Raw genomic sequence first — 26,993 nt, 5'->3', positions numbered from 1 at the left:
CATGACCCATAAAGTGGCTATCCTTGGAGCTTCCGGCTACACCGGCGCCGAACTGGTGCGGCTGATTGCCCAGCACCCGAACATCGACATCGCGGCCCTTTCCGCCGACCGCAAGGCAGGCATGACCATGGCCGAGGTGTTCCCGCACCTGCGCCACATGGAGCTGCCGGTGCTGTGCAAGATCGACGAGATCGACTTTGCGGGTATCGACCTCTGCTTCTGCGCACTGCCGCACAAGACAAGCCAGGAAGTGATCGCGGCGCTGCCCAAGGACCTGAAGATCGTCGATTTGTCGGCGGATTTCCGGCTGCGCGACCCTGCGGAATACAAGAAATGGTACGGCAACGCCCACGCCGCGCTGGAGCAGCAGGAAGAGGCGGTTTACGGCCTCACCGAGTTTTACCGGGAAGAGATCAAAACCGCCCGTCTGGTTGCTGGAACGGGGTGCAACGCGGCCACCGGCCAGTTCGCTCTGCGGCCGCTGATCGCGGCGGGCGTCATAGATCTGGATAACATCATCCTGGACCTGAAATGCGCCGTCTCCGGCGCCGGCCGGTCGCTCAAGGAAAACCTGCTGCATGCGGAACTGAGCGAAGGCTACAACGCCTATGCCATCGGCGGCACCCACCGGCACCTGGGCGAATTCGACCAGGAATTCAGCAGGATCGCTGGCCGGCCGGTGAAGGTGCAGTTCACCCCGCATCTGCTGCCCGTGAACCGGGGTATCCTGGCGACCGTTTATGTGAAGGGCGACGCAAAGGCGATTCATGACACATTTGGCAAGGCATATGCCGGTGAGCCCTTCATCGAGCTGCTGCCCTTTGGCGAGGCGCCCAGCACCCACCATGTGCGCGGCTCCAACTTCTGTCATATCGGTGTTGCGCAGGACCGGATCGAAGGCCGCGCGATTGTCTTTGCGGCACTGGATAACCTGACAAAAGGAAGCAGCGGCCAGGCCTTGCAGAACGCAAACCTGATGTTAGGTGAGAACGAGACCGAAGGGCTGATGATGGCGCCGCTGTTCCCCTGACCGGGGCGGCGCTGGCTTGGGCCTGAATTGAGGACCCCATGAAGAACCTGAAGAAACAGCGCCGTATACAGGTCATCGCGGTCGCCGCGGTGGCCCTGATCGTGGCAACCGTCCTGATCGGCTATGCCATGCGCGACGGTATCAACTATTTCCGCTCGCCCAGCCAGGTGATGGAAGAGCCGCCGAAGCCTTCGGAAGTTTTCCGGATCGGCGGGCTGGTGGCCGAGGGCTCGCTGCAGCGCGGCCAGGGCGAAACCGTGCGCTTTGCGGTGACGGACGGCGGCGCCACTGTGCAGGTCGCCTACACCGGCGTTCTGCCCGACCTGTTCGAGGAGAACCAGGGCATGGTTGGCACCGGGCGTTACGTGAACGGTGTCTTCGAAGCCACTGAAATCCTGGCCAAACATGATGAGACCTACATGCCCAAGGAAGTCATGGACGCGTTGAAGGAGCAGGGGGTCTATCAGGAGCCCGGCTCCTGAGCCCAGCACTTTGATTGGAGCCCTCCCGCCCCAAAAGACGCCTCCCCTCGGGGAGGCGTTTTGCGTTGGGCCGGGCGCCGCGCAGTGCGCGGCGCAGCGGCGTCTCCCAGGGGTGTTGCGCAAGCAGCGTACGGCGGTCTCAGCGGATGTTAGCACCTTTGCGGCAGCATGTTCCGAACCGGAAGTGGTGAGGTGACATGCAGATTGTAAACGAGATTGCAGAACAGATCGTGGCGCGCGAAGGCGGCTTTGTGAATGACCCGGATGACCCGGGGGGCGCCACCAAACACGGGGTGACCATTGGCACAATGCGAAGGCTGGGGCTTGATCTGACCGGCGACGGAAATGTGAACGCGCAAGACGTCAAGGCGCTGAGCCGGGCGCAGGCGGTGGAGATTTTCATCCGCCATTACTACGAAGCCCCCCGCATTGGCAGCCTGCCGTCCTGTCTGCAGCCATCGGTGTTCGACATGTATGTGAATGCTGGCAGCAATGCGGTGCGCATTCTGCAGCTGCTGCTGAACGAAATGGGGTTTGAAGTTTCCGTAGATGGCGCCATCGGCCCGCAGACCGCATCAGCGGCAGAACAGGCGGCATCGGTGGACGCGGACGCCCTGCGCGACGCCTATGGCATTGCCCGCCGGAACTATTACTTCCGCCTTGCCGACCGCCGCGCCGCCAGCCGCAAGTTCGCCCGCGCCCGCGACGGCACCAAGGGCGGCTGGATCAAACGGGCCGAGGAATTCATCTCTGCCCGCTACCATCTGAGCCGCCAGGCGTTTCAGAGGAGGACTGCGGCATGGGGCTGATTACTGAATTCCTTAGCCTCGTTTTTGGCGGGCAGCGCAATGCCTTGCGGGAAACCGTTGAGGTTTTCCGGGAAAACGCCGAAGCCGGCGCGCAGCGGGCGCATGACATGCAGGCCGAGGCGCTGCGCCAGATGGCGGCAGAATTCCGGCACGGCGGTAAGAGCCGGTTTGACCGGTTCATGGACGGGGTGAACCGGCTGCCGCGGCCCATGCTGGCGCTGGGAACCGTGGCGCTGCTGATCTCTGCGCTCAGCGATCCGGTCTGGTTCGCCGCCCGGATGCAGGGCCTCGCGCTGGTGCCGGAGCCGCTGTGGTGGCTTCTGGGCGTCATTGTCTCCTTCTATTTCGGAGCACGTCACCAGATGAAAAGCCAGGAGTTCCAGCAAGGGCTGGCCGCCAGCATGGCGCAGGTGCCGCACGTGGCACGGAACATCGCGGCGCTGGAACGCTTGCGGGCGGACACGCCTGCCGCTGCAGGCACAGGCACCTATGCAGCCGCCCGGCTGGATGCCACCGAAACCGAGGCCAATCCGGCGCTGGAGGCCTGGAAAACCCGCCGCGGCTGATCACAATTTGTCTTCTGCGGCGGCATGGCACGGCGTTTGCCATTGGCCCTCCCGGCAGACAGGCGTATAGGAAAACCCACCTCTACAGCGCATGGACATACCGGCACATGATCACAGAACTCGGACATTTCGCCCTAATTCTTGCCTTCATGATCGCCATTGTGCAGGCCGTAATTCCCCTGATCGGCGCCCAAAAGCGCTGGCCCGGCTGGATGGCCGTGGCGGAACCGGCGGCGCAGGCGCAGTTCCTGTTCACCGCCTTTGCCTTCGGCGCGCTGATGTGGGGCTTCATCACCTCCGATTTCTCGCTGAAGCTGGTGACGCTGAACAGCCACTCGGCCAAGCCGATGCTGTATAAAATCTCCGGCACCTGGGGCAACCATGAGGGCTCGATGCTGTTGTGGGTGCTGATCGTCAGCCTGTTCGGGGCCATGGCCTCGGTCTTTGGCGGCGGGCTGCCGCCGACTCTCAAGGCCCGCGTGCTGTCGGTGCAGGCGGCCATCGGCGTGGCCTTCTTTGCCTTCATCCTGTTCACCTCCAACCCCTTCCTGCGGCTGACGGTGCCGCCGTTTGACGGGCAGGACCTCAACCCGCTGCTGCAGGACCCGGGCCTCGCCTTCCACCCGCCGTTCCTCTACCTCGGCTATGTGGGGCTTTCGATGGCGTTCTCCTTTGCCGTTGCCGCCCTGATTGAAGGCCGCGTCGATGCCGCCTGGGGCCGCTGGGTGCGGCCCTGGACACTGGCGGCCTGGATCTTCCTGACCATCGGCATCGCACTGGGGTCCTGGTGGGCCTATTACGAGCTGGGCTGGGGCGGCTTCTGGTTCTGGGACCCGGTGGAAAACGCGTCCTTCATGCCTTGGCTGCTGGCCGCGGCGCTGCTGCATTCCGCCATCGTGGTGGAGAAGCGCGAAAGCTTAAAAAGCTGGACCATTCTGCTGGCGATCCTCGCCTTCGGCTTCTCGCTGATCGGCACCTTCATTGTGCGCTCCGGCATCATCACCAGCGTGCACGCCTTTGCCAACGACCCGGAACGCGGCGTCTTCATCCTGTTCATCCTGGCCTTCTTCACCGGCGGCGCGCTGACATTGTTTGCGGCCCGCGCTCAGGCGATGGAGGCCAAAGGGCTGTTCGGCATGGTCAGCCGCGAAACCGCGCTGGTGGCCAACAATATCTTGCTGGCCGTGAGCTGCTTTGTGGTGTTCTTCGGCACCGTCTGGCCGATCGTCGCGGAGATGGTCTTTGACCGCAAGCTGAGCGTCGGCCCGCCGTTCTTCAACTCCGCTTTCACGCCGTTCATGGTGGTGCTGGGGCTGATCATGCCGATCGGGGCGATCCTGCCCTGGAAGCGCGGACGCATCCGCCGGGTGGCCTGGCAGCTGCGCTATGTGTTCCTGCTGGCGGTATCGCTGGGCGTTCTGGCCTGGGCGATGCAGACCGGCAAGTCGGCGCTGGGGCCGGTGGGGCTGTTCCTCGGCTCCTGGATGGTGTTCGGCGCGCTGGCGGACCTGTGGCTGCGCAGCGGCAAATCGGACCGTTTGCAGCGGATGCTGCGGCTGCCGCGGGCGGACTGGGGCAAGGCCGTGGCCCATGGCGGGCTGGGCATCACCATCTTTGCCATCGCGGGGCTGACCGCCTGGGAGCAGGAGGACATCCGGGTTGCCCGCATCGGCAAGCCGTTTGAGGTGGGCGCCTTCACCCTGGTGCTGCAGGACGTCAGCCGCGAGCAGGGACCGAATTACTTCACCACAAAGGGCCGCGTCGAAGTTACCCGCAACGGCCGCCCCGAGGCGGTGTTGTTCCCGGAGAAACGCGACTATCCGGTGGCCAAGATGCCCACAACCGAGGCCGCGATCGACTACCGTGTGACACGCGATCTCTACGTGGTGCTGGGCGATCAGCAGGCGGACGGCAGCTGGACCATGCGGACCTATATCAAGCCCTTTGCCAACTGGATCTGGGCCGGCTGCATCCTGATGTCGATCGGCGGGCTCCTGAGCCTCAGCGACCGCCGGTTCCGGGTGGCGGCAGGGGCGCGCAAGACACCATCGGCGGGAGTGCCAGCGGAATGAAACAGATGCGTCTTCTGATCCTTGCCGTTGCGGCGCTGATGGCCGTTTCGGTGTTCGTCCCGGCGCCTGTGCTGGCGGTGGAGCCGGACGAGGTGCTTGAGGATCCGGCGCTGGAGGCACGCGCGCGCGAGCTGTCCAAGGACCTGCGCTGCCTGGTCTGCCGCAATGAGAGCATTGACGAATCCAACGCCGAACTGGCCCGCGACCTGCGGGTGCTGGTGCGCGAGCGGCTGGTGGCCGGCGACAGCGACCGCGAAGCGATGGATTTCATCGTCGACCGCTACGGCGAATATGTGCTGCTGCGCCCCACTGCCAGCGGCGCCAACTGGATGTTGTGGGCCGCCGGGCCGCTGATGCTGCTGGCGGCGCTGGGTGTCGGCGTCTTCTATGTCCGCGGAAGGGCCCGTGCGCCCAAGGCGGCGGAGCAGAGCCTGAGCCCAGAGGAGCAAGAACGGCTGCGGAAAATCCTGGAGGATTGACGCCGGGTCTGCCTTTCCGGCCCGCCCGCTTTGCGCCACCATTCCCGCCAACCGGCCGCGGCGGCAAAACCGTTCCCGCAGGCCTTGGCTTCAATTAGGTAGGGCACTCCGATGGAATACAAAGAAATCCTGTTTTCGCTGCAGGACGGGCTCGCGGTGATCACGCTGAACCGGGAGGCGCGCAAAAACGCGCTGACCAGCCGGATGCGGTCGGAGATCACCCATGCCATGCGGCTGGCCGCAGGCGAGGCACGCGCGGTAGTGCTGACGGGCGCTGGCGACGCCTTCTGCTCCGGCCAGGACCTGAGCGATGCGGGCAGCACCGGCGGCAAGCTGGACCTGGAGCGCACGCTGCGCGACGAATACCTGCCGATGCTGCAGGCGATCTATGACTGTCCGGTGCCGGTGGTGGCCGCGGTCAACGGCGCCGCGGCCGGGGCGGGCGCCAACCTGGCGCTGGCGGCGGATGTGGTGATTGCCTGCGACAGCGCATTCTTCATGCAAGCCTTCACCAGGATCGGCCTGATCCCCGATGCCGGCGGCACCTGGTTCCTGCCGCGTCAGATCGGACTGGCCAAGGCCATGGGCGCGGCGCTGTTTGCCGACCGCATCAGCGCGCAGCAGGCCAGCGACTGGGGGATGATCTGGGAAGCGGTGCCGGATGCCGGTTTCGAGGCCCACTGGCGCGATCGGGCAGCGTTTTTGGCCCAAGGCCCCAGCAAGGCCTTTGCCGCAACAAAATCGGCGCTGCGGGACAGCTTCGGCCGCAGCCTGGCAGAGCAGCTGTCCGAGGAAGCGCATCTGCAGGGGCAGTGCGGCAAGACCCGGGATTTCCTGGAAGGCGTGACGGCCTTCATGGAAAAGCGCCCCGCGAAGTTCGAGGGGCGCTGAGGCAGCTAAGCAGCTCACCCTGTTCGTCGGGCTGGGCTGCTTCACTAATTTTAACCTAAGTAAGATTCAACCATCGTGACATGAGTGGCCAGGGTTAGTTCGCCGCCGGCGTCTGCCACACGCATAACAGCAACGCCATCGGCATATAGAATGGCATCCTGCCCGCCTGTCTCGTTATCTTCGCTCTCAAGCGTCAATTCAGGAGCTGTCTCGCCGAAATCATAGTAATAGACTAGCTGGTCCTCGTCCAAATTGAAGTCGGTCACAGACGCAGGATTACCGGCCTCACTCCAGTATCCCGTTACAAAGTCGTTGCTCCCGCCGCCACCAGAGAGAACATCGCCTGCACCGGCAACGAGGGTGTCGTGGCCTGCACCGCCATAAAGCGTGTCGGCCGCATTATCGTCTTCGATTTCGTCAAACCTTAGGTTGAGTCGCGAATTCGATCGGAACAGATAATCGTCCAATGCATCTTCAAGCTCATCGTCATCTACTTCGGAACTCAATCCTCCCGACAACACATCACTGCCTTCGCCCCCCTCCATGAGGTCAGCGCCTTCACCGCCGTTCAGTGCATCGTTTCCGTAACCGCCAAGAAGGGTGTCTTGGCCTTCCCCGCCCTGGAGCCAATCGGAACCAAGGCTGCCAGCGAGGGAGTCATTTCCCGCACCGCCGGAAAGCAGGTCCTGATCGCCGCCACCGCGCAGCCAGTCGTCGCCTTCCGCACCTGCTATTGCGTCGTCGCCAGCCTCACCAGATATAGTATCGTCGAGCTCGGTTCCGGTCAGAACGTCCGGTTCTTCGGTTCCGGTGATTGTGTCGCCAGTGGTGTCGACAGCCTCATCATCGTCGTCATCCAGCGCAATCGCCACGCCGCCGATGGTGAGGCCGATGCCGAGCAAGATCAAAAATTCCATGTCATCAATCCCATAGCTGCCAGGCAGACGGCATTCTGCTAATACACGCGCGGTGCGGTCTGCCAAATCGAGTAAACTCTCCAGTTCAGTATGGGGTTGTGTGAGTTTAGTCAAATACTCCTAAATATTGAATTTTCTAAAGAAACAGTCCGGCTGGAATCTGGCTATTGTCCGGGAGTGCCACCATTTGCGCGGGTTACCCCGCAGAGTTCGGGATAGCCGCGTGCAGGGGGGCACAAACGAAAACACCCCGCAGAATGCGGGGCGTCTGGATGCTTTGAACCGGCGCTCAGCGCCGTTCGATGTCGACGTAGTCGCGCAGGGTCTCACCCAGGTACAGCTGGCGCGGGCGGCCGATCTTGTTCTGCGGATCGGCGATCATCTCTTTCCACTGCGAGATCCAGCCGACGGTGCGCGACAGCGCGAAGATCGGGGTGAACATCGAGGTCGGGAAGCCCATCGCCTCCAGGATGATTCTGGAGTAAAAGCCGGCGTTCGGGAACAGCTTCTTCCCGATGAAATAGGGATCGTTCAGCGCGGCCTGCTCCAGCTCCTTGGCGATCTGCAGCAGCGGGTTGTCTTCGACACCGAGCAGTTCCAGAGCCTCATCCGCGGACTGTTTCAGCACCTTGGCGCCTCTTTTAGACGCGGTGGATGAAGCCCGGCAGGGCAGCTGTCGGAGGAAGCGCATCTGCAGGGGGAATGCGGCAAGACCCGAGATTTCCTGAAAAGGGTGAAAGCCTTCATGGAAAAGCGCCCCGCGAATTTCGAGGGGCGCCTAGCAAGCCGGTTTGAAGTGGTTCCGCCGCTCTGGTCCCGGAGTGGCAGAAAACTTCTATTCGGGCAGTGCCGCCACAGGTGACGCCACTAGACTGACATGCGTTGCTAAATCGAAATCGGTGCCGACATCCTGGAGGTGCAGGACAGCAAGCCCGTCCGCCAGGATGCGCACATCGATGGTCCCATCGGCATTGCTTATGGTTTCTGAAGTCAACTCCGGATCCGCTCCCGCCTCGTCGTACCGGTAGACAATCATGTCTTCGCTGGTGTCAAAGTCAGTTACGACTGCGGCAAATCCACTGGTGGACCAGGCACCGGCTACAAACTCGTCAGCCCCTTCGCCTCCCGTGAGCGTGTCAAACGCGCTGCCGATCAGCGTATCGTTGCCGGCACCGCCATCCAAGTTGTCACCGATATAATCGTCTACAATTGCGTCGCTGTTACCGCCGATGCTGTTCGGCTCCTTGCTGCTCTCAAAGTCCGCCAGCCACTCTTCAAGCAACTGGTCCGGAATATCAACGGATGCTCCGTTTAGCAGGTCGTTACCACTGCCACCGTTCAGTGTGTCGGCTCCGTTGCCGCCGTGCAGCCCGTCGTCACCGCCGCCGCCGCTGAGGGTGTCGTCGTTGGATTCAGCCTGAAGGAAGTCATTTCCAATGCCGCCGCTGAGCAAGTCATTGCCGAAACCGCCCTGAAGGACGTCATTTCCTGCACCACCCGAGAGAGTATCGTCGCCATCCTCACCGTCAAGACCGTCAGCACCGGCCAAGCCGTTCAACAGATCGTTTCCGAACCCGCCATAGCTTGTGTCATTGCCTTCGTTACCGTTGACAATGTCATCCTCACCGTCCCCGTAGAAGATGCCGCCGACGCCGGTTCCTTCGCTTCCGCCGCCTTCGGTGTTTTCTGTGCTGTCCGTAGTGTCAGCCTCCAAGGCGTCGTCATCGTCGGAATCCACGATCAAAGCGCCAACAGCCAGAGCTGATCCCAATGCTATGAGCCAGAGCATAGCGTTACCCCATCATTACATACCTTTTAATAAAGTTGCTGAAAGCCGGGACCGGAACAACGGGTAAAACTGTATCTGAAACAGTTGAAAAAGGTGTGTTTCGCGACAGTCCGGTGAAACGCGCGCAGTTTGTTTCTGAAGCGGAAAAGGCAATGCCGAAAGGTCCTAATCAGTTCCCGCCGCAGACAGAGTTCTTCTGAATCAATCGAAAAAGAAAACGCCCCGCAGTTGCGAGGCGTTTCTATGGTCCTGATCAGGACTTAGCGCTGTTCGATGTCGACGTAGTCGCGCTTGGTCTCGCCCAGGTACAGCTGGCGCGGGCGGCCGATCTTGTTTTGCGGATCGGCAATCATCTCTTTCCACTGCGAGATCCAGCCGACGGTGCGCGATAGCGCGAAGATTGGGGTGAACATCGAGGTCGGGAAGCCCATCGCCTCCAGAATGATGCCAGAGTAGAAGTCGACGTTCGGGAACAGCTTCTTCTCGATAAAGTAGGGATCGTTCAGTGCGGTCTGTTCCAGCTCCTTGGCGACCTGCAGCAGCGGGTTGTCTTCGACGCCCAGCAGTTCCAGAACCTCATCCGCGGACTGTTTCAGCACCTTGGCGCGCGGGTCGGTGTTCTTGTAGACGCGGTGGCCGAAGCCCATCAGGCGGAACGGGTCGTTCTTGTCCTTGGCGCGGGCGATGTATTCCGGAATGCGGTCGACGGTGCCGATTTCCTTGAGCATTTCCAGGCAGGCCTGGTTGGCGCCGCCGTGGGCCGGACCCCAGAGGCACGCGATGCCGGCCGCGATGCAGGCAAAGGGGTTCGCCCCGGAGGAGGACGCCAGACGCACGGTGGAGGTTGAGGCGTTCTGCTCGTGATCCGCGTGCAGGGTCAGGATGCGGTCCATCGCCCGGCTGAGGATCGGGTTCACGTGGTATTCCTCGGCCGGAACCGAGAAGCACATGTGCAGGAAGTTCGCGGCGTAATCCAGATCGTTGCGCGGATACACGAACGGCTGGCCGACCGAGTACTTGTAGGCCATCGCGGCGATGGTCGGCAGTTTGGCGATCAGGCGCACGGCGGCCACCTCGCGCTGCCAGGGGTCGGAGACGTCCAGCGAGTCGTGATAGAAGGCGGACATCGCGCCAACAACACCCACCAGGGTTGCCATCGGGTGCGCGTCGCGGCGGAAGCCGCGGAAGAAGTTGTGCATCTGCTCATGCACCATGGTGTGACGGGTCACACGGGTCTCGAAATCCTCGAGCTGAGCAGCGGTCGGCAGCTCACCGTACAGGAGCAGGTAGCAGACCTCGAGGTAATGCGACTTGGAGGCCAGCTGGTCGATCGGGTAGCCGCGGTGCAGCAGCTCGCCCTTGTCGCCATCGATGTAGGTTATGGTGCTGTCGCAGCTGGCGGTGGAGGTGAAGCCCGGGTCGTACGTGAACACACCTGCCTGCGCATAGAGCTTGCGGATGTCGACAACATCGGGCCCGGCCGTTGGCGAGAAAATGGGCAGCTCGTAACTTTCGCCATTCAGCGTGAGCGTGGCAGATTTCTGTGTCTCGGTCATAGATGTCCCTTCCTGTTGCAGGCACGAAAGCGGCCCCGTCCGGGCGTCTTCATGCGGGGCAGCGCCTGCGCGTTTCCGCGCAGGTGTCGTCGTCTAAAAAACAGGCCTGCCCGGGTGAGGACCGAAGTCAGCCTGTTGCGTCCTTAAGCCGGGCGAGAGTTTCCTCGCGGCCCAGAATCAGCATCATGTCGAACACCGAAGGCGTTACCGCCCGGCCCGCCAGAACTGCCCGCAACGGGCCGGCCAGCTTGCCGAACTTGGTATCATGTGCTTCTGCAAATGCGTTCAGAAGCGCCTCCAGATCGTCACGGACCCAGCTAGCATTTTGCAGCTGCGGCGTCAATTCCTCCAGTATACCATCGGATACAGAAGACAGGGCTTTTTCCGCCTTCGCATCCCGCTCCAGGGGCCGCGAGGCAAGGATAAAATGCGCCTTTTCAAGCAGTTCAGGGAACGTGCGCGCCCGATCCTTGAGGCAATACATCGCACGCTCCAGCCCCTGTGACTGCGCGTCAGTCAGGGCCGGTTCCCCGGCGGCCGCCAGATAGGCGCAGATTTCCTGCCGCAGCGCGGCATCGTCGCTGACGGCAATGTGCTGGCCGCAGAGATTCTCCAGCTTCTTGGTGTCGAACCGCGCGGGGCTTTTGCCGATGCCTGCGAGATTAAACCACTCTTTGGCCTGGCTGTCCGTAAAAAACTCGTCATCGCCATGTGACCAGCCGAGGCGCGCCAGATAGTTTCGCATGCCCGCAGCCGGGTAGCCCATCGCCTGGTATTCCTGGGCGCCGAGGGCGCCGTGGCGCTTGCTGAGCTTCTTGCCGTCGGCGCCATGGATCAGCGGGATATGCGCCCAGACCGGAACCTCCCAGCCCATCGCCTGATAGATCATCATCTGACGGGCAGCGTTGTTCAGGTGGTCGTCGCCGCGGATCACATGGGTCACCCCCATGTCGTGGTCGTCGACCACCACCGCCAGCATGTAGACCGGGGTGCCGTCGGAGCGCAGCAGGATCATGTCATCCAGCTGATCGTTGCGGATGGTGACGTCGCCCTGCACCTCATCCTTGATCACGGTCGCTCCGTCCTGCGGCGCCTTGATGCGGATCACGTAAGGCGCGTCCGGATGACTGGCCTCTGCCGCGTCGCGCCAGGGGGATCGGTAAAGGGTGGATTTGCCCTCGGCCTTGGCCTGTTCGCGGAAGGCGGCGATTTCCTCCTGGGTGGCAAAGCACTTGTAGGCCTTGCCCTCGGCGAGCAACTGCCTTGCCACCTCGGCGTGGCGGTCCGCGCGCTCGAACTGGCTGATCACCTCGCCGTCATGATCCAGGCCTAGCCATTCCATGCCCTGCAGGATGGCGGCAGTGGCCTCCGGGGTCGAGCGTTCGCGGTCGGTATCCTCGATCCGCAGCAGGAATTTGCCGCCGCGGCCGCGGGCGTACAGCCAGTTGAACAGCGCGGTGCGGGCGCCGCCGATGTGCAGATAGCCGGTGGGAGAAGGCGCGAAACGGGTGACAACCGGTTGGGTCATGTGCAGGATTTACCTTTTGGAAACCATGTGAGGCGTAGTGTTTCCGCCTGTCTACCGGGCCAGAAGGCGGGGGGCAAGCATGCGCCTTGGGACTGCGATCAGCGATATTCTGCACGCACAGCGCGGCAGCCTGTTTCCCTGGGTGCCGGTGTTGCTGGGGGCCGGGATCGGCGGCTACTTCAGCCTCAAATCGGAACCGTCCGGCGCGGTGATTGCCGGACTGGCGGCCCTGTCGCTGCTGTCTGGCGCCTGCGCGGTGCTGCGGCGGCCGCTGGCGTTTTTGTGCTGGGCGCCGGCGCTGGTGGCTGCGGGCCTTTGCCTGTCCTATGCACGGACGCATTCGGTGTCTGCCCCGGTCCTGGACTTCCGCTTTTACGGTCCGGTCGAGGGCCGGGTGATTGCGCTGGACCGGTCACCTACCGATGCGCTGCGGCTGACCCTCGATCAAGTGCGGCTGGGCCGGGTGGCCCAGGAAGATACACCTGCGCGGGTGCGGATTTCATTGAAGGGGCAGGCGGTTATTCCGCCGCCCGGCGCGCGGGTGATGACCACCGCGCATCTGCTGCCGCCGCAGGGGCCCGCCGAACCCGGCGGCTTCGACTTCCGCCGCCACGCCTGGTTCAAGCAGCTGGGCGGGCTGGGGTACACCCGGGTTCCCGTTCTGCTTGCTGAGGCGCCCGGGGCTGCGGTTCCGGTCGAGCAGCTGCGCCGCGGGCTGGCCCGTTACCTGCAGCAGCGCCTTCCCGGAGAGACCGGCGGTTTTGCGGCTGCGGTCACTGCCGGCGACCGCAGCGGCGTTTCGCAGGAAACTTTGGAAGCGCTGCGGCAAAGCAACCTTGCGCATCTTCTGGCGATTTCCGGCCTGCACATGGGGTTGCTGACCGGATTCGTCTTTGCCGCGCTGCGCAGCCTGATGTGCCTGGTGCCCTGGATCGCGCTGCACTGGCCGGTCAAGAAGCTGGCCGCCGTCGCAGCACTGTCAGCCGGAGCCGGTTATCTGCTGCTGTCTGGCGGCAGCGTGGCGACGGAACGGGCATTTATCATGGTGGCAGTGATGTTCGGCGCGGTGCTTCTGGACCGGCGCGCAATCACTCTGCGCGCGGTTGCCGTTGCCGCGGTGATCGTGCTGCTGCGGCGGCCCGAAAGCCTGCTGAGCCCCGGTTTCCAGATGAGCTTTGCCGCCACCGCGGCGCTGGTGGCCGTTTTTGCCGCGCTCAGGGACCGAGAGGTGCCGCTGGGGCCGCGCTGGCTGCGGCCCGTTGCGGCACTGGTGGTATCCTCTGCCGTGGCCGGGGCCGCCACGGCCCCCTTTGCGGCGGCGCATTTCAACACCATTCCGCACTACGGGCTGCTTGCGAACCTGCTGTCGGTGCCGGTGATGGGATCGGTCGTGATCCCCGCCGCGGTGCTGGCGCTGTGCCTTGCGCCGTTCGGGCTGGAATGGATCGGGCTGTCGGTGATGAAATGGGGCATGGACTGGATCCTGTGGGTGGCGCGCGGTGTTTCCGGCTTTGACGGTGCGGTGTCGCATGTGGCGGCGCCGGGCCCGTGGGTGCTGCCGCTGCTTGCCGGCGGCATGATCTTTGCGGTGATCTGGCGCGGGCGGCTGCGGCTGGCGGGACTGCTGCCTGCCGCAGCGGCGCTGGGGATCTGGGCCGTGGCGGAGCGTCCGGGCATTCTGATCGCCGACTCCGGCGGGCTGGTCGGAGTGATGGAGGACAGGGGCCGCGCGCTGTCGCGCGCCAAGGGGCAGGCGTTCACCGCGGAGATCTGGCTGGAGAACGACGGCGACGCCGCGTCCCAGCCGGTTGCGGCCTCCCGCTGGACAGAAGTCCGGGGGGCCCTGCCGGTCTGGCATGGGGGGCACTTCCGCCTGATCCATGCGCCGGGAGCACGTAAGCTTTCGGCAGTAAACGGCTGCAGCGGCGGAGACATCGTCATTTCCACGGTGCCCGGCGGAGACGGCTGCCTGGTGCTGACGCCGGAGGTGATGCGGCAGACCGGAAGCCTCGCCCTGACCCGGGACGGCAAGCTGCTGACAGCGCGGCAGGCAGCCGGCGACCGCCCCTGGACGGGCTGGCAGCCCGAAGGGTCGGAAATCCGCCGCCTGCGGCTGCTGCTGAACGGCGGGAAGAGTCAGTAGGTGCGGATCAGACCGACCAGGCGGCCCTGAACCTGGACCTTGTCCTCAGGATACCGGCGGGTTTCATAGGCCGGGTTGGCAGCCTCCAGCGCGATCGTCGACCCCTCGCGGTAGTAGCGCTTCAGGGTGGCTTCCTGGCCTTCGACCAGCGCCACCACGATGTCGCCGTTGTCCGCCGCGGTGGTTTCCCGGATCACCACGATGTCGCCGTCGTTGATGCCCGCCTCGATCATCGAGTCGCCCTTGACCTCCAGCGCATAGTGCTGGCCGGTGGGTGCGATCATGCCGCCCGGAACCGCGACCTGGTGCGAGACCTGGCTGATCGCTTCGATCGGGACACCAGCGGCGATGCGGCCCATCACTGGCAGTTCGACAGCGGCCTGGCGCAGCGGGTCCGCGGCCGCTGGGGCAGGAGCCGTGGTTCTTGCCTGGCCGCCCTCGATCACCTTCGGTGCGAAGCCCTGCGGTTCGCCGGTGCCGCCAAGGCTTTCGGGCAGGCGGGTGATTTCAATGGCGCGGGCGCGGTGCGGCAGGCGGCGGATGAAGCCGCGTTCTTCCAGCGCCGTGATCAGCCGGTGGATGCCCGATTTCGACCTGAGGTCCAGATGAACCTTCATTTCATCGAAACTGGGGGGCACGCCGTCGCGCTGCAGGCGTTTGTGAATGAATTCCAGCAGTTGAAGTTGCTTCTTAGTGAGCATCGCCGCTCCCTCCGTGCCTCGTGTTTTCTTTTGTTCTACGCATGTTCACGTTTTGTGTCAACATGGCTGTATTTGAACGGAGGCAAGGAAGCTGCCATAGGCGCGCGCCGCGGCCTTGAGTGATTGTGCAAAAAGAGCGCAGTTTCAGATCGGCAGGTATTGCACGTTTTCGCCTGCGGCGCGGGCGCGGTCCCGGGGCGGGCGGACCAGCAGCGCGTTGGCCTCTGCCAGGACGGTGAGCAGCGAGCTGTCCTGATTGTCAAAGGCGGTCAGCCGGCCGCTTTCGGCCTGTGCACGCATGTAGTGCTCGCGCGGGCCGTTTTCCGGAAGGGCAGCCGCCAATTCGGCTGTCCGCAGTTGCGCTGTTTCCGCCGGAAGGCCCAGCATCGCGCGGATCATCGGCGCCAGAAAGACATGGCCGCACACCATTGCAGACACGGGGTTTCCAGGCAGGCCGACCATCGCGGCGGCGCCCATTCGGCCCGCCATCAGCGGCTTGCCGGGGCGCATGGCGACCTTGTAGAAGCTGCGCTCCAACCCGAGGTCCTGCGCCACCTTGCCGACCAGATCATGGTCGCCGACAGACGCGCCGCCGATGGTAACGACAAGATCGGCGCCCTCTGCCAGTTCGAACGCCGTGCGGAGCGAGCCCTCGGTATCGCGGGCAATGGGCAGGATACGGGCGCGGGCGCCGAACCCTTCGAGCATCGCCTTGAGGCCGAAGGTGTTGGAGGCGATGATCTGGTCCGGACCGGGCGTGCCGCCAGGCATCACCAGCTCGTCGCCGGTGGAGATCAATGCGACGTCCGGGCGGCGGATGACGGGGACGGTCGGGATGTTCATAGCCGCCAGCAGCGCAATGTCGGCCGGGGCCAGCAGCCGCGGCGCACTGACGGTCTGGCCATCGGTGAAGTCGCCGCCGCGGGGGCGGATGTTGTGGTTGCCGCCTGGCTCATCTGTGATGGTGATGAGATCGCCGCTGCGGGTCACATCTTCTTGGATGACAACGAAACTTGCGCCTTCGGGCACCGGGGCGCCTGTGAAGATCCGCACCGCCTGGCCAGCGCCGACGCGGCCAACGAAGGCGTGGCCGGCGGCCGCCTCTCCAATCACCTTGAACATGGCGTGCAGTTCAACCTCGGCAGCGTTGACCGCATAGCCGTCCATCGCGGAGGCGGAGAACGGCGGCTGGTCGCGGCGCGCTTGCATATCCCGGGCTAGCACCCGGCCCGCGGCCTCTGCCAACGGGGCTTCTTCGGCTTCCAGCTTGACAACCAGATCCAGTAAATGCGCGCGGGCTTCGCTGACGGGGATCATTTACGCCTCGTACCTGCCTGATTTTCCGCCGTCTTTAAGCGTTACGCGGATGCCGCCGATCTGCATCGCCTTGTCGACGGCCTTGGCCATGTCATAGACGGTCAGTGCAGCGGTGGAGACCGCAGTCAGTGCCTCCATCTCGACCCCGGTCTGACCGGTGGTCTTGACCGTCGCCTTGATGCGCACGCCTGGCAGGTCCGGGTCCAGAGTCAGTTCCACCGCAACCTTGGTCACCGGCAGAGGATGGCAAAGCGGGATCAGCTCCGGGGTCTTCTTGGCGCCCATGATGCCGGCCAGCCGGGCCACTGACAGCACGTCGCCCTTTTTGGCCCGGCCTTCGGCAATGATGTCAAAGGTTTCCTGTGCCATGGCGATGTGGCCCTCGGCGGTGGCGATGCGCGATGTCACCGCCTTGTCCGAGACGTCGACCATATGGGCATCGCCCTTGGTGTCGAAATGCGTGAGGCTCATGGCGCTCCTCCTTACATCATTCCCGGCATCAGCGGGTTGGCCAGAAGTGCGCGGGTGGCGGATGCCACATCGTCCTGACGCATCAGGCTTTCGCCGATCAGGAAGGAGCGGGCGCCGTAACGGGCCATGTCGCTGAGGTCGCCGGGGGTGAACAGTCCGCTTTCGCAGACGATGGTGCGGTCTGCGGGCACCAGGCGGGACAGCTGACGGGTGGTATCGAGCGTGGTTTCGAATGTCTTGAGATTGCGGTTGTTGATGCCCATCAGCGGCGACTTCAGGTTGCACGCACGCTCCAGCTCGTCGGCGTCATGCACTTCCAGAAGCACGTCCATGCCCCATTCGAAGGCGCTTTCCTCAAGCTCCTGCGCCTGGGCATCGGAGACGGAGGCCAGGATGATCAGGATGCAGTCGCCCCCCAGGGCGCGGGCTTCGGCCACCTGATAGGTGTCATACATGAAATCCTTGCGGAGCGCCGGCAGGGAACAGGCATCGCGGGCCTGGGTGAGGAAGTCCTTGGCACCCTGGAAGCTGGGGGTGTCGGTAAGTACCGACAGGCAAGCGGCGCCGCCTTCCTCATAGGCCTTGGCCAGTTCCGCCGGCTCGAAATCGGCGCGGATCAGGCCCTTGGAGGGGCTGGCCTTCTTGATTTCCGCGATCAGGCCATAGCCTTCGCGGCTGGCCTTCATGAGGCTGTCGGCAAAGCCGCGCACCGGGGAGGCCTCGCGCGCCTCGGCCTCGACCGCCTCCAGCGGTTTGGCGGCCTTGTCGGCGGCCACTTCCTCAAGCTTGTAGGCCTTGATCTTGTCGAGCACGTTTTCGGTCATGCCTGTGCCTCCGTTCCTGCGTTCCAGTCTATGGCATCTTCGCCGCGGGCGGCGAGCCAATTGTTCACTTTTGAAAAGGGCCGGGACCCGAAGAAGCCGCGCCGTGCCGACAGGGGCGAAGGATGGGCGGTTTTCAGGATCAGGTGATCGCCCGGTTTGATATGTTTTTCAAGCTTTTGCGCCGCATTTCCCCAGAGAATGTAGGCCGTAGGGGTTTTGGACGTCAGTTCCAGCACCTGATGCACCAGATGGTGCCAGCCGAAGGACTTATGGCCGTTTGCCTCTCCCGCCGGGACCGAGAGCGCGGTATTCAGCAGGAGCACGCCCTGGCGCGCCCAGCCGCGCAGGTCTGCATCGCGCCGGATGACACCAAGATCATCGGACAGCTCCTTGTAAATGTTAGACAAAGAGCGGGGCAAAGGGCGCACGTGAGGCTCCGCGGAGAAGGCAAGCCCGTGGGCATGTCCCGGGGTCGGATAGGGGTCCTGGCCCAGGATCACCACTCGGGTGTCCTGCGGCTGTGTCAGTTCCAGCGCCGCAAACCGCTGATCGGCGGGCGGCAGAATGTCACGCGCATCTTCCGCGATTGCCGCAGAGATGTCGGGCCAATGGGCAGTGAAAAACGGCAGGCTGGACCAGGCGCCCAGCCCTGCGGGCAACTCGGTCATGCGGCTGAGGTGATCCGGGCCAGTGCCTCAACCTTGGCTTTGGCCGCACCGCTGTCGATCGACTCCGCGGCCCGCGCCACACCATCCTTGAGGTCCGGGGCCTTGCCGGCAACCACCAGCGCGGCAGCTGCGTTCAGCAGCACCGCGTCACGGTAGGCCGACGGTGCTCCCTGCAGCAGCATGCGGAAGGCCATCGCGTTTTCCTCAGGCGTGCCGCCGACGATCTTGTCGAAGGAATGCACCGGCAGGCCGGCGTCCTCGGGGTGCAATTCAATATCGCGGATGGTGCCGTCTTCCTCCAGCGCCGAAATCCAGCTGACGCCGGTGATGGTCAGCTCATCGGTGCCGTCGGAGCCATGCACCAGCCAGGCGCGCTCCGCCCCCAGCGTCTTGAGCGTCTCGGCCATCGGGCGGATCAGGTCGCGGCTGAAGGCGCCGGTCAGCTGGCGCTTCACGCCGGCCGGGTTGGTGAGAGGGCCGAGGATGTTGAAAATGGTGCGGGTGCCCAGCTCCTGGCGGGTCGGCATCACATGCGCGACAGCCGGGTGGTGCATCGGCGCCATCATGAAACCGATGCCGGCCTCATTGATCGCCCTTTCGACCACGCCAGGACCGACCATCACGTTGATTCCCATCTGGGACTGCAGGTCAGCGGTGCCGGATTTCGAGCTGAGGTTGCGGTTCCCGTGTTTGGCCACCACCACATCCGCACCCGCGACCACAAAGGCGGTGGCGGTGGAGATGTTCAGGGTGTTCTTGCCGTCACCGCCGGTGCCGACGATATCCATGGCGCCCGCGGGTGCCTTCACCGGGTTGCATTTGGCGCGCATCACGGCGGCGGCGGCGGCATATTCATCCACACTTTCACCGCGGGTGCGCATCGCCATCAGCAGGCCGCCGATCTGGCTCGGCGTGGCCTCGCCCTCGAACAGCAGGGTGAAGGCGGTTTCGGCCTCGTCACGGGACAGCGAACGTTCTGCGGCAGCGCCGATCAGCGCTTTCAGCTGGTCGCTCATGCCGGCACCTGCATCACGTCGAGAAAGTTCTTCAGCAGCGCATGGCCGTGTTCCGAGGCAATTGATTCCGGGTGGAACTGGACGCCGTGAATCGGCAGCTCCCTGTGCTGGAGGCCCATGATTGTACCGTCTTCCAGCTCGGCGGTGATCTCCAGGCAATCCGGCAGGCTCTCGCGCTCAACCACCAGGGAATGATATCGGGTCGCTTCAAAAGGTGTCGGCAAGCCTTTGAAAACACCGGTGTCCTTGTGGTGCATCATGCCCATCTTGCCGTGCACGATCTCGTGGCAGCGCACCACCTTGCCGCCGAAGGCCTGGCCGATGGTCTGGTGGCCGAGGCACACGCCCATCAACGGGGTCCTGGTTTCAGCCGCGGCTTCGGTCAGCGCCAGGCAGATGCCGGCCTGATCCGGGTCGCAGGGGCCGGGGGACAGAAGGATGCCGGAAGGCTTCATCGCCATCGCTTCCTGCACGTTGATGGCGTCGTTGCGGTGCACTTCCATTTCAGCGCCAAGCTCCCCCAGGTAATGGACGAGGTTGTATGTGAAGGAATCGTAGTTATCGATCAGCAGCAGCATCTTGCGGGCTCTTTTAAGGGTGGCGGGCGGGGTGCGCACCGCAGTATAGTGGTTGCAACATACTTGTTCAGGGATACGGGGCAGCGTCAAGGGCAGGATAGGCGAATGCAAGGCGGAACGGAGACAGTCTCCGCCGGGCAAGCCGGAACGGCGCAGCACGGAAAAACGATTGAGAGGCAAAACAGGCATGCGGGGATTTCTGGGCGGCGTGAGTGTCGGGGCATTGCTGGCCGCGGGCGGGCTGGCGATGCTGTCTTTGTCGGTGCCGCTGCCGGAACAGGCGGCTCAGCCGGACCTGGTGCCGGAACCTGCGGAGGAAAACGCCGCGCAAGTGCCGGAGCAGGACGCCGCCGGCGAGCTTCCTGAACCTGTTGCGCATGATCCCGGTGAGGCGCCGCAAATGCCCAATGGCGCAGCCAAAGAAACGGACGTTCCCGAAAATGATCAGGTCCGGGATGCGGATCTGGCCGAGGTTCAGCCTGAAGCGCCCGGTGCCGGGGCCGCAGGCGATGATCTGAGCGCTCTGGCGGAAACCGACACATCCCCGGCGGAAAAGCCGGCGGTCGGGCTGTTGCCTGCCACGGAAGAGGCCGGGACGCTCGCGCCGCCGGCAGCACCGGAAGCGATGGAGATCTCCGCCGGACGGCAGCCTCAGGCGGTGCAGCCTGCGCCCCCTGCCGCACCGGGAAACGAAAATGCCGTCGTGGCCGCGACTGAACCCGCGCTAGAGCCCGATGACAGCTCCGCGGGAGAGGATATCGCTGCCGCAGAGCCGCCGGAGCCGGAACAGGCCCCCAAGACGGTTGCCGCGCCGGACAGCAGCGCGGTGCAGGCCCCGGATATCGGCAGCGCGCCGCAGGCAATCACGCTCCCGGTGATCGGTGCGGCACCTGCCGTGCCGGCCGGTTCTGCGGGCAACGGTGCCGAGACCGGTGCCGCTGCCGGGGACACCGCTGGCGGCACCGAAGCGGCGGATCCAGCCCCCCTGACGCCCGGAATCGGCACGCCGGTGGTGCCGCTCACCGAGCGCGACAAGCAGGAAACAGGTTTTCCGGCCTCCGGCAGCCGGCCGGACATGACGCCTTTCACCGCCAACTCCGAGCCGTTTTTCAACCCGGAAGACCGCCCCTTGATGTCGATCGTTCTGATTGATGATGCCGGTGCCATCGGGGCCGAGGCGCTGGCTGAATTTCCCTACCCGTTGAGCTTTGCCATTGACCCGGATGACCCGGATGCGGCGGCAAAGATGGCTGCGCGCCGGGAGGCCGGTTTCGAGGTGCTGATGCTGGCTGACCTCCCGCGGCAGGCATCGCCGCAGGACGCGGAGACCGCACTGGAAGTCTGGCGCGGCAAGCTGCCGGAGGCGGTTGCGATCCTGGAAGGCGTGGAAACCGGCGTTCAGGGCAACCGGCCGCTGGCGGACCAGGTGGCGGCGGTTGCGGCCTCTGCCGGGTACGGCCTGGTGACGCAGGACAGCGGCCTCAACACCGTGCAGAAGCTGGCGCTGCGTGACGGCGTGCCGGCCGGTGTGGTGTTCCGGGATTTCGACGGTGCCGGCCAGGACCCGCGGGCCATCCGGCGGTTCCTGGATCAGGCGGCGTTCCGCGCCGGGCAGGAGGGGGCCGTGATCATGCTGGGCCGCCTGCGCCCGGACACGATTACGGCGCTGCTCCTGTGGGGGCTGCAGGACAGGGCCGAGCGGGTGGCGCTGGCCCCGGTTTCGGCCAGCCTCGAGTCGCTGCTGCCGGCCAAGTGAATACGGCGCCCTGTGCGGGCGCCGCTGACTTGGGCGAGAATGCTGAAAATAAGGCCTTGCGTGCCGACCTTCAGCTGTTGCCGTTTCCAGTGAAGCGGGCGGCGTCCGCGGCAGCGCGGCGGATGGCGTTGGATTTGTGGACAGTCTCCATGTATTCCGCCTCCGGGTCGCTGTCATAGACAACGCCGCCGCCGGCCTGGATGTAGAGGTTCTGGTCCTTGACGATGGCGGTGCGCAGCGCAATGCACATGTCCATGTCGCCGCCGGCAGAGAAATAGCCGACGCCGCCGCCGTAGATGCCGCGCTTCTCCGGCTCCAGTTCGTCAATGATCTCCATCGCGCGCACCTTCGGCGCTCCGGAGACAGTGCCTGCGGGCATGCCGGCAAAGAAGGCATCAAGAGCGTCCTTGTCTTCGGCCAGTTCGCCCACGACGTTGGAGACAATGTGCATCACGTGGCTGTAGCGCTCGATGATGAATTTCTCGGTCGGGCGCACGGTGCCGATCTTGGCCACCCGACCGGTGTCGTTGCGGCCAAGGTCCAGCAGCATCAGGTGCTCTGCCAGTTCCTTTTTGTCGGCCAGCAGGTCGGCCTCCAGTGCCTTGTCCTCTTCGGGTGTGGCACCGCGGGGGCGGGTGCCGGCGATCGGGCGGATGGTGACCTCCTGCCCGAACACGCGCACCAGGATTTCAGGGCTCGCGCCCACCACCTGGAAGCCGCCGAAGTTGAAGTAGAACATGAACGGCGACGGGTTGGTGCGGCGCAGCGAGCGGTAGAGCGCAAACGGCGGCTGGCGGAATTCCTGGGTCCAGCGCTGTGCCGGCACCACCTGGAAGATGTCGCCTGCGCGGATGTACTCCTTGGCCTTCTCCACCGCGGCCATGTAGCCCTCTTTGGTGAAGTTCGACACCGGCGGCGCGACCTCGTGCGCCTCGCCCAGATCGCGGCTTTCCGCGGGCATGGCGCGCTCCAGGTCGCGCACAGCATCCATCACCCGTTCGGCGGCCTGGGCATAGGCAGCCTTGGCCGTCTGGCCGTCGCTGGACCAGACCGGCGACACCACGGTAACCTCGCCCTTGACGCCGTCCAGCACGGCAATGACGGAGGGGCGCAGCATCAGCGCGTCGGGCAGCCCGAGCGGGTCAGGGTTTACGTCTGGCAGATGCTCCACCAGGCGGATCATGTCATAGCCGAGATAGCCGAATAGCCCGGCCGCGGCCTGGGGCAGATCGTCGGGCAGGTCGATTTTGCTTTCGGAAATCAGCGCCCGCAGGTTGTCCATCGGGTTGCCGTCCTGCGGCGTGAAATCATCCGCGTCGAACCGCGCCGAGCGGTTCAGCGCGGACCGCTCGCCGTGGCAGCGCCAGACCAGATCCGGTTTCATGCCGATGATCGAGTAGCGCCCGCGCACCTCGCCGCCGGTGACCGACTCCAGCATGAAGGCGTCCTTCTGGGCGCCGGTCAGCTTGAGCATCAGCGACACCGGCGTGTCGAGGTCAGCGGCAAGGCGGGTGTAGACGACCTGGTTCTCGCCGGCCTCATATGCCTTGGCGAAAGTGTCGAAATCGGGGGTCAGGGCCATGAGTGCGCGCCTTGATTACTGGAAGTTTGCCTGCGCTGCATTGAGCGCCTGCTGGTCAACACGGGGTTCGGCGCGGGTCTGGACGTCCTGCGCGTAGGCCTGAAACAGTTCCTGGGCCAGCGACTGGTCCAGCTGTGCCTGCAGAGCCTGGGTGAGCAGGGCCATGTCGTCGCTTGCTTCCGGCGGCAGGATGGCGTCGAGGCGGACAACCACGGCGGAATCCGCGTCCTGCACCAGGCGGAAATCGCCGACTTCCAGCTCAAACACCTGGCTGACCAGATCGGCCGGCACAGTGTCGATATAGGCGGTGCGGGTCAGGCCGCTCTCGGTGCTCACCTCCGCGTCTTCGGCAAAGCCGCCTGCGGACACAGCCTGCGCAAGAAGCGCTTCGCCCTGCGCCTTCAGAGCGTTGGCAAGCCGGTCTGCCTGCCAGGCCTCCAAAACCTTGTCTTTGGCCTCTTCAAAGGGTTCCGGGCGTTCCGGCAGGACCTCATCAAGACGCAGGGCAAAGAGGCTGCCGTCGTCGAGGAAGGCGACCTCCGGGAAGTCATCGGCGGTCACCGCTGCCGCAGCAGCGCGAAAGCCTTCATAGGCGGCGATATCGTCGCTGGTTTCCTCGGTCCAGTTGATCTGGGCCAGTTCCAGGCCGCTTTCGGTTGCCAGCTCCTCCAGCGTCGCGCCGCCGGCCAGCATATCGTCAATGTCCTCGGACTGGGTTTCCACCAGACGGCGGGCACGGTCGGAGGCGAGTTCCTCGATCAGGTCCGGCTTGGCGTCTTCGAAGGCGGTGATCTGTGCCTCCAAACGGCCGTTTACCCTGTAGAGCGCGGGGCCGAGATCCGAGGGCAGGGGGCCTGCAACGGTGCCGACCTCTGCAGCGAAGATGTCGCTGGCCGCGGCTCCGAGGTCGCCCATGGTGACGTCGCCCATGTCGATGTCCTGCAGCGTCAGGCCGCGGGCCTCAACCAGGCTTTCGAAGGTGGCACCGCCGGTTTCCAGCTGCGCCTTGGCGCTGGCGGCGGCCTCTTCATCGGCGAACACAAGGCGTTCCACAAGGCGGCGCTCCGGCACCTGATACTGATCTGCGCGGTCCTCGAACAGCCGCTGCAGCTGGGCTTCATCCACCTCGATCTCATCCAGCAGCGCTGACGGGCGCAGGGCGGCGTAGGTGATGACCTTGGTTTCCGGCAGCATGAACCGCTCCTGGTTGGCCTCGTAGAAGGCCTTCAGGTCCGAATCCGAAGGCGCTTCGGCGGTCAGCGCAATATCCGCGGCGTTCAGCTGCACATACGAGAAGCTGCGGCGGGCGCCGATGTAGCCGGTCAGCGTTTCTGTCAGCGTGGCAGGCATTTTGGTGCCGGTCAGGATTGCATTCTGCACGATGGTGCGGGCCGCTTCGCGGCGCAGGTCCTCTTCGAACTCCTTTTCCGAAAGGCCCGCGTTGCGCAGGGCAAAGCTGTAGGCTTCGCGGTCGAACTGGCCGTTCACGCCCTGGAAGGCGTCGATGGCAGCCAGTTCATCAATCAGGTTCTCATCGCCCAGCGACAGCCCGAGGCTTTTTGCCTCGTGATCCAGCGCTGCCAGCGAAATCAGGCGGCCAAGCACCGCCCGGTCAAGGCCGAAGGCAGTCATCTGGGACATCGGCATGGCCTGGCCGGTCTGCGCCTGCAGGGCGCGCTGTTCGCGCTGCAGCTCACGCACATAGTTGCCGATGCTGACTTCCTCGTCGCCGACGGTTGCGACCGAGGAGGACGAACTGGTGAAGTTCACCGCGCCAAACCCGGCAAGGCCGACGATCAGCATCCCCATCAGGATCCAGACAAAGGTTTTGGATAGATGTTTCATGCCTGCGGCCATGATGCCCTCTTTATTGTTCTGCTGCACCGGGTCACGGGCAGCGGGAAATGCCGCTGACTGAATACGCGGCTGCCCGCACAGGGGCAAGATGGTTGCGGAGCAAACTGCTGGATGTTCAGGGATTAAAGGCGGCCAGACGGTCAAACAGCGTGCGGATGCCTTCACGGTCCACATTGGCAAAGGCAATCCGGAACTGGCGGGCGCCGTCCGGCGCACCGGCCGGCATGAACATCGAACCCGGCAGCATCAGGATCGACGCCTCGTCCACCAGCCTGCGGGCGATTTCCTCGGACGTCTGGTCGAAAGGATGTTCAACATAGGCGAAATAGGCGCCGCAGCCGAGCAGTTTCCAGCCCATTTCGGCGAGCACCGGGAAACCCTCCTCGATTGCCAGGCGCCGGTCGAGGATTTCCTGGCGCTCGCCCGCGAGCCAGTCCTGCAGATTTTCAATGCCCCAAAGAGCACCGGCCTGTCCCAGCTGCGAGGGGCAGATCGTGACGGTGTCGAGAAATTTCTCCATCTCAAACAGGCGGTCCGAAGACGCGGCAAGAGCGCCGACCCGGTGGCCGGTCAGGCGGTAGGCCTTGGAAAAGGAATAGAGATGTATCAGGGTGGCGTCCCAGTCCGGCATCCGGAACAGCCCGTGAGGCGCACCGGTGCGGCTGTCGAAGTCGCGGTAGGTTTCATCAACGATCAGGGCAAGGCCGCGGTTTCGGGCGAGGGTGAAGAAGGCCTGCACCAGCCCGGCCGGGTACTCCACGCCGCAGGGGTTGTTGGGGGTCACCAGCACAATGGCACGGGTGCGCTCGGTGATCAGCGCCTCGGCCTCGGCCGGATCCGGCAGCATGCCTTCGCCCACATGCAACGGCACTGCGGCGACGCCCGCCATATCCAGCCACATTTTGTGATTGAAGTACCAGGGAACAGGGATGATCACTTCATCGACTTCGCCGCAAAGTGCAGCAATGGCAGCAGCAAAGGCCTGGTTGCAGCCGGAGGTGATGCCAACCTGTTCCGGTTTGACGTCAGCCTGATAGTGGCGGCTCATCTGCCGGGCCAGCGCCTGGCGCAGCGGGCCGTTTCCCAGAACGGGACCGTACAGATGCGCGTTCACGTCATTCAGCGCGGCGTCGGCCAGCGCTTGCCGCAAGCCTTGCGGCGGGGCCTCGGCCGGAGCGGCCTGGCTGACGTTCAGAAGCGGGCGGTCCGGCGGGAAATCCGCCCCGGCCACCCAGCGGCGCGATTCGACGATGGGGGAAACGAAGGTCGTTTGTGTGCGGGGCAGGGGCATGGAGGGCTCCGGGCTGCAGCGTGAATTCAGGCACGTCCGATTGCGCGCGCGACATGTCTGGCATGCCATCCCCGGCGGCTCAAGCAGGAACGGCTTTGCCGGGCCGGGGCAAAAGGAAAAGGCGCGCCAAGGGGCGCGCCTTTCCTGTCATGCGGCCGGAACCGGATCAGTCCTTGCCGCGGTAGGGCTCCACATACTGGAGCGCCATGTCCCAGGGGAAGAAGATCCAGGTGTCCTGGCTGACTTCGGTGATGAAGGTGTCCACCATCGGGCGGCCCTTGGGTTTGGCGTAGACGGTGGCGAAATGCGCCTTGGGGTACATCTCGCGCACCAGCTCAAGGGTTTTGCCGCTGTCGACCAGATCGTCAATGATCAGTACGCCCTCACCGTCGCCCATCAGGCCTGCGTCCGGGGATTTCAGCACTTCCGCCTCCCCCTGGGCCTGATGGTGGTAGGAACGCACCGAAATTGTGTCGACGGTCCGGATGTCCAGCTCCCGGCTGACAATCATGGCCGGGGCCATGCCGCCGCGCGTGATCGCCACAACAGCGCGCCAGGCGCCGTCATCGGGGCCTTGCCCGTCCAGACGCCAGGCCAGCGCGCGGCTGTCGCGGTGGATCTGATCCCAGCTGATGTGAAAGCCTTTTTCGTGCGGCAGACGGTCGGTCAT

General features: G+C 64.4%; 24 protein-coding genes and 2 pseudogenes. 10 read left to right on the top strand and 16 right to left on the bottom strand.

Features of this window, described 5'->3' with window-relative positions; all coding sequences use genetic code 11:
* Window position 1: 1 nt before the first annotated feature.
* The 7 genes from argC to KUV26_RS03035 all read left to right on the top strand — a co-directional run bounded on the left by argC (window position 2) and on the right by KUV26_RS03035 (window position 6,329).
* On the top strand, window positions 2-1,030 hold the full coding sequence (gene argC, locus KUV26_RS03065) for an N-acetyl-gamma-glutamyl-phosphate reductase (RefSeq protein ID WP_222507262.1): 1,029 nt from the start codon (window positions 2-4) through the stop codon (window positions 1,028-1,030).
* A 38-nt stretch (window positions 1,031-1,068) separates the two neighbouring features.
* Entirely contained in the window at window positions 1,069-1,512 is a 444-nt protein-coding gene (gene ccmE / locus KUV26_RS03060; RefSeq protein ID WP_222503166.1) for a cytochrome c maturation protein CcmE, read from the top strand.
* Window positions 1,513-1,709: 197 nt separating this feature from the next.
* Window positions 1,710-2,321, top strand: coding sequence for a holin-associated N-acetylmuramidase (locus tag KUV26_RS03055; RefSeq protein WP_222507261.1), 612 nt, complete (start codon window positions 1,710-1,712; stop codon window positions 2,319-2,321).
* Window positions 2,312-2,887, top strand: coding sequence for a holin family protein (locus KUV26_RS03050; RefSeq protein ID WP_222507260.1), 576 nt, complete (start codon window positions 2,312-2,314; stop codon window positions 2,885-2,887). The genes KUV26_RS03055 and KUV26_RS03050 overlap by 10 nt, the downstream gene beginning before the upstream one ends.
* A 107-nt stretch (window positions 2,888-2,994) precedes the next feature.
* Entirely contained in the window at window positions 2,995-4,959 is a 1,965-nt protein-coding gene (locus KUV26_RS03045; RefSeq protein ID WP_222507259.1) for a heme lyase CcmF/NrfE family subunit, read from the top strand.
* A gap of 5 nt (window positions 4,960-4,964) precedes the next feature.
* Window positions 4,965-5,438: a cytochrome c-type biogenesis protein CcmH gene (locus KUV26_RS03040; RefSeq protein ID WP_222507515.1), complete on the top strand. Its 474-nt coding sequence runs from the start codon at window positions 4,965-4,967 to the stop codon at window positions 5,436-5,438.
* 111 nt (window positions 5,439-5,549) lie between these two features.
* Window positions 5,550-6,329 (top strand): enoyl-CoA hydratase-related protein, encoded by a 780-nt coding sequence (locus KUV26_RS03035; protein WP_222507258.1) that lies wholly within the window; start codon window positions 5,550-5,552, stop codon window positions 6,327-6,329.
* Window positions 6,330-6,379: 50 nt separating this feature from the next.
* On the opposite strand, the gene KUV26_RS03030 is transcribed toward KUV26_RS03035, so the two are convergent.
* A complete protein-coding gene (locus KUV26_RS03030) occupies window positions 6,380-7,360 on the bottom strand; it encodes a calcium-binding protein (RefSeq protein WP_222503171.1) in 981 nt (326 codons plus the stop codon).
* 175 nt (window positions 7,361-7,535) lie between these two features.
* Window positions 7,536-7,880 (bottom strand): annotated as a pseudogene (locus KUV26_RS03025) (citrate/2-methylcitrate synthase); the annotation flags it as partial.
* A 36-nt stretch (window positions 7,881-7,916) separates the two neighbouring features.
* Here KUV26_RS03025 and KUV26_RS23535 point away from each other — a divergent pair.
* Window positions 7,917-8,024 (top strand): annotated as a pseudogene (locus KUV26_RS23535) (2-(1,2-epoxy-1,2-dihydrophenyl)acetyl-CoA isomerase); the annotation flags it as partial.
* Window positions 8,025-8,081: 57 nt separating this feature from the next.
* Here KUV26_RS23535 and KUV26_RS03020 read toward each other — a convergent pair.
* The 3 genes from KUV26_RS03020 to gltX form a co-directional block, all read right to left on the bottom strand.
* Entirely contained in the window at window positions 8,082-8,984 is a 903-nt protein-coding gene (locus KUV26_RS03020) for a calcium-binding protein (RefSeq protein WP_315900064.1), read from the bottom strand.
* A gap of 311 nt (window positions 8,985-9,295) precedes the next feature.
* The gene (locus tag KUV26_RS03015) at window positions 9,296-10,591 is read right to left on the bottom strand and encodes a citrate synthase (protein WP_222503173.1); all 1,296 of its coding nucleotides are present in this window, start codon (window positions 10,589-10,591) and stop codon (window positions 9,296-9,298) included.
* Window positions 10,592-10,718: 127 nt separating this feature from the next.
* Window positions 10,719-12,119: a glutamate--tRNA ligase gene (gene gltX / locus KUV26_RS03010; RefSeq protein ID WP_222507256.1), complete on the bottom strand. Its 1,401-nt coding sequence runs from the start codon at window positions 12,117-12,119 to the stop codon at window positions 10,719-10,721.
* A gap of 79 nt (window positions 12,120-12,198) precedes the next feature.
* Between gltX and KUV26_RS03005 the strand changes: the two genes are divergently transcribed.
* Entirely contained in the window at window positions 12,199-14,262 is a 2,064-nt protein-coding gene (locus KUV26_RS03005) for a ComEC/Rec2 family competence protein (protein WP_222507255.1), read from the top strand.
* On the opposite strand, the gene lexA is transcribed toward KUV26_RS03005, so the two are convergent.
* The 7 genes from lexA to KUV26_RS02970 form a co-directional block, all read right to left on the bottom strand.
* Window positions 14,256-14,963, bottom strand: coding sequence for a transcriptional repressor LexA (lexA, locus tag KUV26_RS03000; RefSeq protein WP_222507254.1), 708 nt, complete (start codon window positions 14,961-14,963; stop codon window positions 14,256-14,258). The two genes, KUV26_RS03005 and lexA, sit on opposite strands and share 7 nt — an antisense overlap.
* 144 nt (window positions 14,964-15,107) lie before the next feature.
* Window positions 15,108-16,280 (bottom strand): gephyrin-like molybdotransferase Glp, encoded by a 1,173-nt coding sequence (glp, locus tag KUV26_RS02995; RefSeq protein ID WP_222507253.1) that lies wholly within the window; start codon window positions 16,278-16,280, stop codon window positions 15,108-15,110.
* The gene (moaC, locus tag KUV26_RS02990; protein ID WP_222503178.1) at window positions 16,281-16,751 is read right to left on the bottom strand and encodes a cyclic pyranopterin monophosphate synthase MoaC; all 471 of its coding nucleotides are present in this window, start codon (window positions 16,749-16,751) and stop codon (window positions 16,281-16,283) included.
* An 11-nt stretch (window positions 16,752-16,762) separates the two neighbouring features.
* Window positions 16,763-17,575 (bottom strand): indole-3-glycerol phosphate synthase TrpC, encoded by an 813-nt coding sequence (trpC, locus tag KUV26_RS02985; RefSeq protein WP_222503179.1) that lies wholly within the window; start codon window positions 17,573-17,575, stop codon window positions 16,763-16,765.
* Window positions 17,572-18,243: a uracil-DNA glycosylase gene (locus KUV26_RS02980; protein ID WP_222507252.1), complete on the bottom strand. Its 672-nt coding sequence runs from the start codon at window positions 18,241-18,243 to the stop codon at window positions 17,572-17,574. Before KUV26_RS02980 ends, trpC begins: the two co-directional genes overlap by 4 nt.
* On the bottom strand, window positions 18,240-19,259 hold the full coding sequence (trpD, locus tag KUV26_RS02975; protein WP_222507251.1) for an anthranilate phosphoribosyltransferase: 1,020 nt from the start codon (window positions 19,257-19,259) through the stop codon (window positions 18,240-18,242). Before trpD ends, KUV26_RS02980 begins: the two co-directional genes overlap by 4 nt.
* Entirely contained in the window at window positions 19,256-19,837 is a 582-nt protein-coding gene (locus tag KUV26_RS02970; RefSeq protein ID WP_222507250.1) for an anthranilate synthase component II, read from the bottom strand. The genes trpD and KUV26_RS02970 overlap by 4 nt, the downstream gene beginning before the upstream one ends.
* A gap of 187 nt (window positions 19,838-20,024) precedes the next feature.
* On the opposite strand from KUV26_RS02970, the gene KUV26_RS02965 reads away from it, so the two are divergent.
* Window positions 20,025-21,593 (top strand): divergent polysaccharide deacteylase family protein, encoded by a 1,569-nt coding sequence (locus KUV26_RS02965; RefSeq protein ID WP_222507249.1) that lies wholly within the window; start codon window positions 20,025-20,027, stop codon window positions 21,591-21,593.
* 70 nt (window positions 21,594-21,663) lie between these two features.
* Here the strand turns inward: KUV26_RS02965 and trpE are convergent, their stop codons facing one another.
* From trpE to gpt, 4 genes are all read right to left on the bottom strand, one after another.
* Entirely contained in the window at window positions 21,664-23,175 is a 1,512-nt protein-coding gene (trpE, locus tag KUV26_RS02960) for an anthranilate synthase component I (RefSeq protein ID WP_222507248.1), read from the bottom strand.
* Between the two features lie 15 nt (window positions 23,176-23,190).
* A complete protein-coding gene (locus KUV26_RS02955) occupies window positions 23,191-25,032 on the bottom strand; it encodes a peptidyl-prolyl cis-trans isomerase (protein WP_222507514.1) in 1,842 nt (613 codons plus the stop codon).
* A gap of 115 nt (window positions 25,033-25,147) precedes the next feature.
* A complete protein-coding gene (locus tag KUV26_RS02950) occupies window positions 25,148-26,323 on the bottom strand; it encodes an aminotransferase (protein WP_222507247.1) in 1,176 nt (391 codons plus the stop codon).
* Between the two features lie 166 nt (window positions 26,324-26,489).
* Window positions 26,490-26,993, bottom strand: a complete 504-nt coding sequence (gene gpt, locus KUV26_RS02945; protein WP_174144832.1) for a xanthine phosphoribosyltransferase — start codon at window positions 26,991-26,993, stop codon at window positions 26,490-26,492.

The organism is Leisingera daeponensis, assembly GCF_019801465.1.
In the GTDB taxonomy this organism is placed as follows: domain Bacteria; phylum Pseudomonadota; class Alphaproteobacteria; order Rhodobacterales; family Rhodobacteraceae; genus Leisingera; species Leisingera daeponensis_A.
The sequence above is the reverse complement of the archived record's forward strand: the minus strand, read 5'-3'. Positions and strand labels throughout refer to the sequence as shown.